This window comes from Streptomyces sp. NPDC049585 (assembly GCF_040675615.1).
Taxonomy (GTDB): domain Bacteria; phylum Actinomycetota; class Actinomycetes; order Streptomycetales; family Streptomycetaceae; genus Streptomyces; species Streptomyces luteosporeus.
On the sequence record NZ_JBFAPE010000001.1, the window covers coordinates 276,577 to 289,020 of the forward strand.

Annotated in this window: 12 protein-coding genes; 5 read left to right on the forward strand and 7 right to left on the reverse strand. The window is 73.5% G+C overall.

Translation table 11 applies throughout. The annotated features are described in order from the left end of the window. Window positions 1-16: 16 nt before the first annotated feature. Window positions 17-763: a ferritin-like fold-containing protein gene (locus AB0K17_RS01280; protein ID WP_365969938.1), complete on the reverse strand. Its 747-nt coding sequence runs from the start codon at window positions 761-763 to the stop codon at window positions 17-19. A 514-nt stretch (window positions 764-1,277) separates the two neighbouring features. Here AB0K17_RS01280 and AB0K17_RS01285 point away from each other — a divergent pair. Together AB0K17_RS01285 and AB0K17_RS01290 are read left to right on the forward strand one after the other, a co-directional pair. Next, window positions 1,278-3,653, forward strand: coding sequence for a DEAD/DEAH box helicase (locus tag AB0K17_RS01285; protein WP_365981714.1), 2,376 nt, complete (start codon window positions 1,278-1,280; stop codon window positions 3,651-3,653). 85 nt (window positions 3,654-3,738) lie between these two features. Then, window positions 3,739-4,611 (forward strand): alpha/beta hydrolase, encoded by an 873-nt coding sequence (locus tag AB0K17_RS01290; RefSeq protein WP_365981715.1) that lies wholly within the window; start codon window positions 3,739-3,741, stop codon window positions 4,609-4,611. Between the two features lie 172 nt (window positions 4,612-4,783). Here the strand turns inward: AB0K17_RS01290 and AB0K17_RS01295 are convergent, their stop codons facing one another. Further along, window positions 4,784-5,575, reverse strand: coding sequence for a VOC family protein (locus AB0K17_RS01295; protein ID WP_365969427.1), 792 nt, complete (start codon window positions 5,573-5,575; stop codon window positions 4,784-4,786). A gap of 248 nt (window positions 5,576-5,823) precedes the next feature. Between AB0K17_RS01295 and AB0K17_RS01300 the strand changes: the two genes are divergently transcribed. Next, window positions 5,824-5,976, forward strand: coding sequence for a hypothetical protein (locus AB0K17_RS01300; RefSeq protein ID WP_164737832.1), 153 nt, complete (start codon window positions 5,824-5,826; stop codon window positions 5,974-5,976). A gap of 87 nt (window positions 5,977-6,063) precedes the next feature. Here AB0K17_RS01300 and AB0K17_RS01305 read toward each other — a convergent pair whose 3' ends face one another. The 4 genes from AB0K17_RS01305 to AB0K17_RS01320 form a co-directional block, all read right to left on the reverse strand. Continuing rightward, window positions 6,064-6,669, reverse strand: a complete 606-nt coding sequence (locus AB0K17_RS01305; RefSeq protein WP_365981716.1) for a MarC family protein — start codon at window positions 6,667-6,669, stop codon at window positions 6,064-6,066. 176 nt (window positions 6,670-6,845) lie between these two features. Continuing rightward, window positions 6,846-7,709 (reverse strand): PHP domain-containing protein, encoded by an 864-nt coding sequence (locus AB0K17_RS01310; protein WP_365969424.1) that lies wholly within the window; start codon window positions 7,707-7,709, stop codon window positions 6,846-6,848. A gap of 114 nt (window positions 7,710-7,823) precedes the next feature. Next, a complete protein-coding gene (locus tag AB0K17_RS01315) occupies window positions 7,824-8,465 on the reverse strand; it encodes a DUF6758 family protein (protein WP_365969423.1) in 642 nt (213 codons plus the stop codon). A 103-nt stretch (window positions 8,466-8,568) separates the two neighbouring features. Beyond that, on the reverse strand, window positions 8,569-9,180 hold the full coding sequence (locus AB0K17_RS01320) for a suppressor of fused domain protein (RefSeq protein ID WP_365981717.1): 612 nt from the start codon (window positions 9,178-9,180) through the stop codon (window positions 8,569-8,571). 531 nt (window positions 9,181-9,711) lie between these two features. Between AB0K17_RS01320 and corA the strand changes: the two genes are divergently transcribed. After that, on the forward strand, window positions 9,712-10,827 hold the full coding sequence (gene corA, locus AB0K17_RS01325) for a magnesium/cobalt transporter CorA (protein ID WP_365981718.1): 1,116 nt from the start codon (window positions 9,712-9,714) through the stop codon (window positions 10,825-10,827). Between the two features lie 75 nt (window positions 10,828-10,902). On the opposite strand, the gene AB0K17_RS01330 is transcribed toward corA, so the two are convergent. Continuing rightward, window positions 10,903-11,835, reverse strand: coding sequence for a DMT family transporter (locus tag AB0K17_RS01330; RefSeq protein WP_365981825.1), 933 nt, complete (start codon window positions 11,833-11,835; stop codon window positions 10,903-10,905). Between the two features lie 82 nt (window positions 11,836-11,917). Between AB0K17_RS01330 and AB0K17_RS01335 the strand changes: the two genes are divergently transcribed. Then, a complete protein-coding gene (locus tag AB0K17_RS01335; RefSeq protein ID WP_365969420.1) occupies window positions 11,918-12,439 on the forward strand; it encodes a hypothetical protein in 522 nt (173 codons plus the stop codon). Window positions 12,440-12,444 lie beyond the last annotated feature (5 nt).

A 12,444-nucleotide genomic window follows, 5' to 3' on the forward strand; every position in this document is an offset into this window, starting at 1 on the left:
GCTGCGCCCCCGACCCTTAGGCCGCCAGGCCCAGCGCGGCCATGCGCTTGGTGTGCGCCTCGGTGATCCGCGAGAACATCCGGCCGACCTCGGCCAGGTCGAAACCGGCCGCCACGCCGCCCACCAGCATCGTCGACAGGGCGTCCCGGTCGGCCACCACGCGCTGCGCCTGGGAGAGCGCCTCGCCCATCAGGCGGCGCGCCCACAGCGCGAGCCGCCCGCCGACGCGCGGGTCCGCCTCGATGGCGGCCCGGACCTTTTCGACCGCGAAGGAGGCGTGCCCGGTGTCGTCCAGCACACCCAGCACCAGGGCCCGGGTGTCGGTGTCCAGGCGGACGGCGACCTCGCGGTAGAAGTCACTGGCGATCGAGTCGCCCACATACGCCTTGACCAGGCCCTCCAGCCAGTCCGAGGGCGCGGTCTGGCGGTGGAACTCGTCCACGCCCGCCGCGAACGGCTCCATGGCCGCCGTCGGCGGCGCGTCGACGGCCTCCAGGCGGTCCCGCAGCCGCTGGAAGTGCTGGAACTCCGCCGCGGCCATCTTGGCCAGGGCGGCCTTGTCGTCCAGCGTGGGCGCCAGCTTGGCGTCCTCCGCGAGCCGCTCGAAGGCGGCCAGCTCGCCGTAGGCGAGCGCGCCGAGCAGGTCCACGACGGCCGCCCGGTACTGCGGGTCGGCCGAGGCCTGGGCCCAGTCCTGGGCGGCGATGCCGGTGTCCTCGGCAGGGGCACCGGTGACGTTCTCTGGCGTGTCGGGCGTGTCCATGCAGCGAACGATAGCCCGCCGCGCGCCACGACGAAGCCCCTGGTCAGACAGTTCGCACCGATCCGGACACGCGATCGTCCCGACACGGATACGCGATTCCGGGGTACAGTGATAAAAGGCCAGCCGAGTATTCGGCCGGCCCAACTCATGCTGTGTCTTCTGGAGGCGAGTCTCCAGGGCTCCAGCGGATGCCCGGTCGGTGGCCCGATCGGCTTCCACACAACCGACCGCCCTCCCCGCGGTGCGTACGAGACGTACGCATACCAGGAGGGTCCGCTCGCGGCTCGTGTGCACGAGCGAAGGCAGTGGTCCCGCGCCACCCCGGCCCCCCGTGGCCGGTGCGCCACCCCGGCGCGGTCCGTACGTCCCTTGCGTACGACCCCCTTCGCCGCCTCGCGCCGCGTCTCACAGAAGAGGCAAGATTCTGTCCACTTTCCGCGAACTCGGGATTCTGTCCGAAACCGCCGAGGCCCTCGAAGCCGTCGGCATCGTGCATCCGTTCCCCATCCAGGAAATGACGCTCCCGGTCGCCCTCTCCGGCTCCGACGTCATCGGCCAGGCCAAGACCGGCACCGGCAAGACCCTGGGCTTCGGCCTCCCCCTGCTGGAGCGCGTCGTCGTCCCCGCCGACGTCGAGGCCGGCCGCGCGGCCCCGGAGGACCTCACCGACGCCCCGCAGGCCCTGGTCGTCGTCCCCACCCGTGAGCTGTGCCAGCAGGTCACCAACGACCTGCTCACCGCGGGCAAGGTGCGCAACGTGCGCGTCCAGGCCATCTACGGCGGCCGCGCCTACGAGCCGCAGGTCGAGGCCCTGCAGAAGGGCGTCGACGTCATCGTCGGCACCCCCGGCCGCCTCCTCGACCTCGCCGGCCAGAAGAAGCTGAGCCTGGCCCACGTCAAGTCCCTCGTCCTCGACGAGGCCGACGAGATGCTCGACCTGGGCTTCCTGCCCGACGTCGAGCGCATCATCACCATGCTGCCGGCCAAGCGGCAGACCATGCTGTTCTCGGCCACCATGCCGGGCGCGGTCATCTCGCTGGCCCGCCGCTACATGTCGCAGCCCACGCACATCCGCGCCACCGCGCCGGACGACGAGGGCCAGACCCACGCGAACATCGCGCAGCACGTCTTCCGCGCCCACAACATGGACAAGCCGGAGATGGTCGCCCGCATCCTGCAGGCCGAGGGCCGCAACCGCGCGATGATCTTCTGCCGCACCAAGCGGACCGCCGCCGACATCGCCGAGCAGCTCACCCGGCGCGGCTTCGCCGCGGGCGCCGTCCACGGCGACCTCGGCCAGGGCGCCCGCGAGCAGGCGCTGCGCGCCTTCCGCAACGGCAAGGTCGACGTCCTGGTCTGCACCGATGTCGCCGCGCGCGGCATCGACGTCGACGACGTCACCCACGTGGTCAACTACCAGACCCCCGAGGACGAGAAGACCTACCTGCACCGCATCGGCCGCACCGGCCGCGCGGGCAAGTCGGGCACGGCCGTCACCCTCGTCGACTGGGACGACATCCCGCGCTGGAAGCTCATCAACAAGGCGCTGGAGCTGTCGTTCGACGAGCCGGAGGAGACGTACTCCACGTCCCCGCACCTGTACGAGGCGCTGGGCATCCCCGCCGGCACCAAGGGCATCCTGCCCCGCTCCGAGCGCACCCTCGCCGGCCTCGCGGCCGAGGAGATCGAGGACCTCGGTGAGGTGGGCGGCCGCGGCCGCCGCGGCCGTGACCGCGACCGCGACCGCCGCGAGGCGGTGGCGGAGGAGCGGCCGGCCCGCACCCGCACCCGCCAGCGCCGCCGCACCCGCGGCGGGGCCCCGCTCGCGGCCGTGGACGCGGCGCCGGTCGCCGAGACCACCGCGACCGCACCGGGCGCGCCCGAGACCCCGGCCCGCCCGCGCCGGCGCCGCCGCACCCGCGGCGGCCTGAGCGCGGCCGGTACCGCGGCGGCGACGCCGCTCGCCACGGTGCCGGAGGCGGAGGCGGCGACGGAGACCGTCGAGACTGTCGAGACCGTCGCCACCGAGGTCCCGGAGACCCCGGCCACGCCGCGCCGCCGCCGCACCCGCACCACGCGCCCGGCGCCGGAGGTGACGGAGGCGACGGAGTCGGCTGTGGCAGTGGAGACGGTCGAGGCCGTCGAGCCGGTCGCGGAGAAGCCGAAGCGCACGCGCGCCAAGAAGGCCGCCGAGACCGTCGTCGAGACGGCGGAGGCCACCGAGGCCAAGCCGAAGCGCACCCGCGCCGCCAAGAAGACGGCCGAGCCCGTCGTCGAGACGGTGGAGGTCGCCGAGGAGAAGCCCAAGCGCACCCGCGTCACCAAGAAGGCCGCCGAGGCCGCCGTCGAGACGGTCGAGGCCGTCGAGACGGTCGCGGAGAAGCCGAAGCGCACCCGCGCCAAGAAGTTTGCCGAGGCCGTCGTGGACACGGTCGAGGTCGCCGAGGAGAAGCCCAAGCGGACCCGCGCCAAGAAGGTCGTCGAGACCGTCGAGGCGGCCGAGGAGAAGCCCAAGCGCACCCGCACCACCAAGAAGACGGCCGAGGCCGCCGTCGAGACGGCGGAAGCCGCCGAGGCCAAGCCGAAGCGCACCCGCGTCGCCAAGAAGGCCGCTGCGGCGCCCGTCGTCGAGGCGGTCGTCGAGGAGAAGCCGAAGCGCACCCGCGCGAAGAAGGTTGCCGAGGCCGTCGTGGACACGGTCGAGGTCGCCGAGGAGAAGCCGAAGCGCACCCGCGCCAAGAAGGTCGTCGAGACCGTCGAGGCGGCCGAGGAGAAGCCCAAGCGGACCCGCGTCGCCAAGAAGACGGCCGAGCCCGTCGTCGAGGCGGTCGAGGCCACCGTGCCGAAGCCGCGACGGACGCGGGCGGCCGCGAAGAAGGCCGACGCGTAAGGTTCGCGCCACGCCGTGACGGTGCCGGTCACTCCCTCGGGGGTGGCCGGCACCGTGCGTTGTGGGGCCGCGCTAGCCTCGGCGCATGAGCCGGCCCCCGTTCCTCGCCCTGCCCGGGTGCGCCTCCGCGTACCGCCTCCGTACCGCCCGCGGTGAGTTCGCCGTGCACGATGCCCGCCCCGAAGGCGGTGACGTGCGCGGCACCGTGCTGCTCGTGCCGGGGTTCACCGGGAGCAAGGAGGACTTCATCGCCCTGCTCGCACCCCTGGCGGACGCCGGTTTCCGGGCCGTGGCCGTGGACGGGCGCGGGCAGTACGAGACGCCGGGGCCGCGGGACGAGGCGGCGTACGACCAGCAGGAGCTGGCGCTCGACGTGCTGGCCCAGGCTGAGGCGGTGGGCGGCGGTGTGCATCTGCTCGGGCATTCGCTGGGCGGGTTGATCGCGCGGGCCGCCGTCCTGAAGGACGTGGCGCCGTTCCGTTCGTTGACGGTCATGAGCAGCGGTCCGGGGGCGATCTCCGCGTCGCAGCAGGCCCGTACGCGGCGTCTGCTGCAGGCGCTGCCGGTGCTGGACATGGAGAGCATCTGGCGGGAGATGCAGCGCGAGGGCGCCGCGAACCCGCCCGAGGACACGGACGTTGCCGCCGCCGCGCCCGGCGTGACGGAGTTCCTGCACCGCCGCTGGCTGGGCACGGTGCCGGAGCAACTGCTGGTCACCGGGCGGCAGTTGACCGAGGAGCCGGACCGTACCGCGGAGCTGGCGCGGGTGCCGCTGGCCAAGCACGTGATCTCGGGGGAGTTGGACTACGCCTGGCCGGTGCCGCACATCGACGCGATGGCCGAGGAGCTGGGCGCGGTGCGCACGGTGGTGCCGGGCGCCGGCCACTCCCCCAACGCCGAGCAACCGGCGGCAACGGCGCGCGCCCTGCTCGCCTTCTGGACTTCGACCTCGGCCTAGCCCGTGCCCGGCGGATCTTCGTCACGCGCCACCACGGCGCCCCGTCAGGGGCGCGGGGAACTGCGCGACAAGCCACGACGCACCCGCAGAGGGGGTGCCGCGCTGCGCCCCGGCGCCTAGGCTGCGGGCCGTCGCTGGCCGAGCGCGCAGTTCCCCGCGCCCCTACGGGGCGCTACGCGCAACCCGTCTCGTCGCGGTCGGTGATCGTGAAGAGGCCGCCTTCGGGGTCGCGCAGGGTCGCTGCGCGACCGGCGCGGGAGTGGGCGGGTTCGGAGACGAGTGCGCCGCCCGCGGCGAGGGCGGCCTCGACGGCCTTCTCCACGTCCTCGACGCGGAAGTACACGTGCCAGCGCGGCCGGATGCGGGGGTCGGGGTCGGCCTCGACGGCTCCGCCGCGCAGGCAGGCGACGGTGCGGCCGTGGGACTCGACGGTGACGGCGTCGTCCTCGTAGCGGACCTCGCAGCGGTCGGGGCGTTCGACGGCCCACTCGAAGATCTCGCCGTAGAACATGGCGGCGGCGAAGGCGTCTCGGGTGCGCAGTTCGAGCCAGGCGGGGGCGGAGCCGGCGCCGATGCTCCAGCTGGAGAGCTTCTCGCCCTCCCAGAAGCCGAAGACGGCGCCTGCGGGGTCGGCGGCGAGGGCGACGCGGCCGCGGCCGACGGTGAGGGGTCCGACGGCGACGGTGGCGCCGCGTTCGCGGACGCGGGAGGCGACGAGGTCGGCGTCACCGACGGCGAAGTAGCAGGTCCAGTTGACGGCGACGCCGAGGCCGCGGGCGGCGTCGCTGAGGCCGGCGACGGGCTGGCCGTCGGAGAGCGCCACCATGAAGCCCTCCCCGAGGGAGCCGGGCCGGTAGGTCCAGCCGAGCACGGCGCTGTAGAAGTCCTGCGCGGCGGGGAGGTCGGCCGTCAGCAGGCTCACCCAGCAGGGCTGGCCGAGCCCCGTGCGCTCCGTGGCGGACATGGCCGATCACCTCGCTTCTGTTCCGGGGATGCCACAGGTGGCGAGGAGGCCGTCCGGCCATGCGGCGACCGCCCCACTGTCAGGGTTCCACTCGCACTCCCCGAGCGCACTCCGGCGCGCGGCCCACGAGCCCAGTCGTTAGACAGCAGAAAAATTTCTTTAGCGTAGGGAATGTTTGAGTCCCTCAACCCGTTGGACAGGGTGAAACCTACAGTTCTCCTCAGGAGGATCAGACGAAGGGAGAAGCCGTGCGCTTCGAGATCATGCGCCTGGACGACGTCGACGGCACCGCCGTGGACAGCACCGTCGTGGACGCCGCCTCCGTCAACCGGATCGTGCAGCAGGCCGCCTCCATCGGCCAGCGCATCTACATCCGCCCAGCAGATTCCTCGGTCCGGTAGCGCCCGGCGTCACCTCCGAGTACGCACGACGCCCCCGTACGGCAAGGTCCGTACGGGGGCGTTTCGCGTGCTGCGCGCCGCGGCGCCTCAGTGCTTGGCGATCACCTGGGTGATGCCGTTGATGATCTGCTGGACGGCGAGGGCGGAGAGCATCATGCCGGCGAGCCGGGTCACCAGCACCACGCCGCCGTCCTTGATCACGCGGATGATGTGCAGCGAGTTGCGCATCACCAGCCACAGCACGACGTGGATGGCGGCGATGGCGCACCACACGGAGGTCTGCGCGGCGAAGGAGTCGGCGCGCTGCACCGCGAGGATGACCGAGACGATCGCACCGGGGCCGGCCAGCAGCGGCATGCCGAGCGGCACGAGGGCGACGTTGACGTCCTTGGTCTGCTTGGGCTCCTCGGACTTGCCCGTCAGCAGGTCGAGCGCGATCAGCAGCAGCAGGAGACCGCCCGCGATCATCAGCGCCGGGGTGGTGATGTGCAGGTAGTCCAGGATCTGGCGGCCGCAGATGCCGAAGACGGTGATCACACCGAAGGCGACCGTGGCCGCCTGCCAGGCCATGCGCTTTTGGACCTTGGCGGGGCGGCCCGCCGTGAGCGCGAGGAAGATCGGCGTGATCCCGGGCGGATCCATGATCACGAACAGGGTGAGGAAGAGGGAGCCGAAGACAGCGACGTCGAACACAGGGGAGCCTTGCAGGAGAGCGATCTGGAGCAGGAGGGTGCGGGGGTACGGGGGGTGCGGGGAGCGATCCGTCTCGTACGGCCGCGGCAGGCGCGGGCGCGGACGGGTACGGGCAGGGGCGTACGCCTGCGGCCACCGTGGGTGGACGCGGGGTACGGACCCGGCGCGCGGAGAGGTCAGCCGCCGGCGCCCGGGACGGGAAAGGCGCCCGTCGCGCGGCGCGTGATCTCGCCGTAGATCTCGGGGTCGGTCGTGAACTCGCCCAGGCGGCAGCTCTTGCGGCTGCCGTGGTAGTCGCTGGAGCCGGTGGGCAGCAGGCGCAGATCCGCGGCGAGGCCCCGCAGCCGGGCCCGGGTGGCGGCGTCGTGGTCCATGTGGTCCACCTCGATGCCGTCCAGACCGGCCGCGGCCAGCTCGGCTATCTGTCCCTCCGAGACGCAGGCGCCGCGCTTGAGCGCGAGCGGGTGCGCGAGGACGGTGACCCCGCCGGCCGCCTTGACCAGGCGGATCGCGTCGAAGGGGTCGAGCTCGTGCTTCTCGACGTAGGCACGGCCGTCGCCGGCGAGCCACTCGGGCGTGAAGGCGTCGGAGACGCTGCCGATCACCCCGAGCTCCACCATCGCCGAGGCCACGTGGGGGCGTCCGACGGCGCCGCCGTTCGCGAGGGCGGCGACGCGCTCCCAGCGCACCGGCACGCCCAGCTCGTTGAGCTTGGCCACCATGGCCCGGGCGCGCGGCTCACGGTCGTCGCGCACGAGCTCGCGCTCGCGGGCGAGCTCCGGCTCGGCCGGGTCGAAGAGGTACGCCAGCATGTGGACGCTGAAGCCGTCGGCGCCGGTGAAGCGGCAGGAGAGCTCGGCGCCCGGCACCAGGGTCAGGCCCGCGGGCAGGGCGGCCGCGGCCTCCGCGTGGCCGCCGACCCCGTCGTGGTCGGTCAGGGCGACGACGTCCAGCCCGGCGGCGGCCGCCTTGCGGACCAGCTCGGCGGGGGTGTCCGTACCGTCCGAGGCCGTGGAGTGGGTGTGCAGGTCGATGCGCACGGCACGGCTCCCAACGGCGGACGAAAAGCGGGCGAGGACCGGTTCAGGATAACCGTCGGCCGGGGCCGCCCCGGCGCAGCGACCGCAGGGGTGGGATCGCAGCTGCGGGCGGGATCAGGGCGAGATGATGCGGGGCGAGAGCGCCCCGCACGGCAGCAGGTCGACCTCGGCGCCCGCGTCGCGCAGGTCGGTGAGCACCAGCTCGTCGTACAGCAGCAGGCCGGAGCGCTCCGGCCAGACGATCGCCCACAGCCACAGGCCGCGGGCCTCGCCCGCGAAGACGGCCCGGTCGTCGGGGGTGCCCTCGACGTGCCAGAGCGGGGTGGGGCGGCCGGCCGCGTGCACCTTGGCGTGCGGCGGGCCGTCGACGCGCAGCCGGGGGCCGGGGTCGGGGCCGTCGACGCCGGCGTAGCGGGCGCCGAGGCCCACACCGAGCTCCTCCGCGACCAGCAGCAGCTCGCCGGGGCCGCCCAGCGGGCTGGGCCCGGAGCAGGCGACGGCGGTGGCCCGGCCGCCGCTGCGGTCGTCACCGGCACAGATCACGCCGGTGAACAGCCAGCCCACGGGAAGGGGCCAGGGCATCCACACCGGCACCCGGGCGCGCCCGACCACGACGGACAGTGCTTCGACGCTCGGGGGGACGACGGGCTGCAGAGGGTGCACGGTGCCGTGCACGGCACACTGCCACGAGTCGGCGAAGAGTCCGGGCGCACGCACCCGGCCACCGCACTTCGGGCAACTGGGTTCGCCCCTCATAGCCTCCAACGGTCCTACCGGGTCGCCCTCCCGTCAAGGACGATCACCCGTCCGGAGTCGGCGCCCGACCTCCCATCGGGACATCGCGGCGCCGCCGTGCGGCTCACTCCCCCAGGGGCACGCCGGCGCGCAGCGGGTCGCGCAGGTCGGTGCCGCTGCGCAGCCACCGCTCCTGCAGGGCCGCCGCGCCGTGCACGCGCTTCCAGGCGGCCTCGTTGGGCGTCATCGGCAGCAGCGGCAGGAAGCGCACGGGGTCCAGGGGCGGCTCCAGCTCCAGATCCGGCACCAGTCCGCCGGACTCGGCGACCAGGACGGAGGTGAAGGGCGCGCCCGGCCACAGCGGCTCGCCGGTGTCGAGCGAGGCGCCGGGCGCCACGATCAGGCCCTCGACCTGCGGGGTCGCGGCGAGGACGGCGAGCGGGCGAAGCACCTTGTCCGTATCCGCGCGGCCGGCGCGCACGGTGAGGACCAGCTCGGCACGCGGCCCGCGCAGCGGGTCGGCGAAGGCGGCGGTGGGGTCGGTCATGGGATGGGCGGACATGCCGAGGGTGGCGTAGCGCACGATCTCCCCGGCGCCACCGCCGTCGTCGTCCGCCGCGCGGAAGCGCAGGACCTCGATCCGGTCCGTGCCGAGGAAGGTCACCGCGGCGCGGGCGTCCGGCTCGCCCAGTGCGGTCAGCAGTCTGGCCTCGGCCAGCGCGAGCACATCTGACATGCAGTGAGCATAGAACGCGTATCGAACAGGCAAAGGGGGGCCTTGACGCACCGGGCGACTGCTAGCCTGGTCTCGCCTCGGCCTGCGGTCCGGGGGTTTGACGTTCGTCCCTCAGCGGGGACCGGCCGGAGGAGGTGGGGCTGCGATGGATCCTAGTCGACCGTGCAGTACCGACAGTTCTCCCGTCAGCCCGCCGCGGACGCGCCGTACCGCAGTGATCTGAGAGCCTTCGGAGCCGGGGCCGCGCGCCTGCGCCGGCCGGCCCGGAAGCCCTTTCACGCCGCAGCACTTGACGGAAGAGCGCCCTTCGTTCGCTTTGTTCCGTGTTCGCCGCCGGAGCCCTTCACCCGAAGTGCCCCGCGAACTGCCGTCAGCCCGTACGCACTGCACGAAGCGCCGCCCGATTCGCGGACGTCCTGTCGTCCTTGTCCGGCTTGTCCCGGCTGCTCCCCGGCCGGATTCACGCCTGCGATTCCGGCTGCGTTGCGCCCTGCGCCCCCGCTGACGGCCGGCCCGTGAAGGAGCCAGCCCATGTCGATGATCCGTGACCTGCGTGCCGCCGTCCGCCCCGCCCTGCGCCGGGTGCCCACCGCCGGCGGAGGCGGCGGCTACGACCCCACGCGCGACCACTCGGCCAGCACCGCCGTCGTCGACTGCGCCGTCTACCGCGACGGCAAGCGCGCCAGCGACCACGTCACCCCCGCCGAGGCCATGCGCCGGGTGCGCAGCGAGGGCGGCTTCGCCTGGATCGGCCTGCACGAGCCCACCGAGCAGGAGTTCGCGGGCATAGCCCGGGAGTTCGGCCTGCACCCGCTGGCCGTGGAGGACGCCGTCCACGCCCACCAGCGGCCCAAGCTGGAGCGCTACGACGAGACGCTCTTCACCGTCTTCAAGACCATCCACTACGTCGAGCACGCCGAACTCACCGCCACCAGCGAGGTCGTGGAGACCGGCGAGGTGATGTGCTTCACCGGCGAGGACTTCATCATCACCGTCCGGCACGGCGGCCAGGGCTCGCTGCGCGCCCTGCGCCACCGGCTCCAGGAGGACCCCCAGCTGCTGGCCAAGGGGCCCTCGGCCGTGCTGCACGCCATCGCCGACCAGGTCGTCGACGGCTACATAGCGGTGGCCGACGCCGTGCAGGACGACATCGACGAGGTCGAGATCGACGTCTTCTCCGAGCCCAGCAAGGGCAGCCGGCGCGGCGGCGACGCCGGGCGGATCTACCAGCTCAAGCGCGAGGTGCTGGAGTTCAAGCGGGCCGTGACCCCGCTGATCCGGCCGATGCAGCTGCTGAGCGAGCGGCCGATGCGGCTGGTCGACCCGGACATCCAGAAGTACTTCCGGGACGTCGCCGACCACCTCGCGCGCGTCCACGAGCAGGTGGTCTCCTTCGACGACCTGCTCAACTCCATCCTCCAGGCCAACCTCGCCCAGGCGTCCGTCGCCCAGAACGAGGACATGCGCAAGATCACCTCGTGGGCGGCCATCTTCGCCGTCCCCACGATGATCGCCGGCATCTACGGCATGAACTTCGACCACATGCCCGAGCTGCACTGGAAGTACGGCTATCCGGCGGTCATGGTCGTCACGGTGGCCATCTGCGTGACGATCCACCGCGGCTTCAAGCGCAACGGCTGGCTGTAGCGCCTGTCCGGCGGATCGTCGTCACGGCGCCCCGTAGGGGCCCCGCGCCCCTTACGGGGCACCGCATGCTCCTGATCAGCCGGACACGACCCGGGCGGAACGTCGTCGGTCGCCCATGACCACCAGGGCCAGCCCGGCCAGGATCACCGCCAGCGCCGGGTACGCCACGACCGGCGGCCACTGCCCCAGCCACACCGCCGCGATCAGCGCGGCACCCGGCGTCTCCAGCAGGATCGCCGTCGACGTCACCGACGGGCCCAGACCCTTCACCACCCGGTTGAACAACGAGTGCCCCAGCAGCTGCGCGGCGAGGGTCAGCAGCGCCAGCTTCAGCCAGGTCTCCCCGCTGTAACCGCCGAGGCGCACCCCGCCCACCAGGCAGGCGCCCAGCAGCAGCACGGTGGTGGTCGCGTAGCAGACGTACGTGTACGCCACCGTGCTCAGCGTCCGCCGCACCGCCGCCCCCAGCAGGACGTACCCCGCTCCGGCCATGCCGCCCGCCAGGGCCAGGGCGTCCCCGGCCAGCGCACGCGCCGACAACGACAGGTCGACGCCCGTCAGCATCAGCACGCCCACGAACGCCACCGCCGTGCCCACCCACACCAGCGCGGGCGGCCGGTGCCCGCGCAGGCGCAGCAGCAGCGTCGTCCACAGGGGCGTCGTGGTCACCAGCGCCGTCGAGGAAGCCACCGACGTCATCTGCAGGCTCGGCAGCCACACGCCGAAGTGCAGGGCCAGCAGCGCCCCCGCCGCCACCGCCAGCGCGGCGGCCCGGCGGCCGGCGCCGCGCAGCTCCGCCCGGTGCCGCAGCAGCACGAGCGGGCCGAGCACCCCCACCGCCATGGCATTGCGCCAGAACGCGATCGCCAGAGCCGGCGCCGCCGTCGCCGCGATCAGCGGCGCCGACAGGGACACACCGGCAATCGCCACGGCCAGGAGCAGCAGCTCCAGGCGGACATGGACGACGGCCGTGGGCTCCGGCGCCGTGACCTGCTCGGTCGTCGGCACGGCGGCACGGCGGGCGGGGGCGGCAGTCACCCCACCAGCCTAGGCGGCGGCGCGCACGAGGGCCCCGCATAAGGTAGAGCGCATGACGATGACGGAGCCGCTGTCGCAGGCACTGATCGAAGAGGCCACCAAGAAGTCCGGCCTCATCTGGGTGCAGGGGCCCACCGGGCCCAGCCGGGCCCTGTGGCACGTCTGGCACGACGGAGCCGCGCACGTCATCGGCGGCGGCGCCGGCGAACAGCCCGTGGCCGACCTCGGACTCGCCGACGGCGCCACCGCGACGGTGACCGTGCGCAGCAAGGACAAGGGCGGCCGGCTCGTGACATGGACCGCCGCCGTCGCCGAACTGCCCCCGGGCGGGGAGGCGTGGACCGCGGCCGTCGCCGAACTCAAGGGCAAGCGGCTCAACGCGCCGGACGCGGAGCGGATCGAGGAACGGTGGGCACAGCAGTGCCGCGTCCTGCGGCTGACTCCGTCGGGGGCGGTGGGCGAGCTGCCGGACGGCCCGCTGGCGGCAACGCCGCTGCCGAGCCCGGCGACGACGCGCCGCCCCATGCCGGCGGCGCTGCCGCGCCTGCTGCGGCGGGGGCGCCGGGGCCGGTGAGCCCG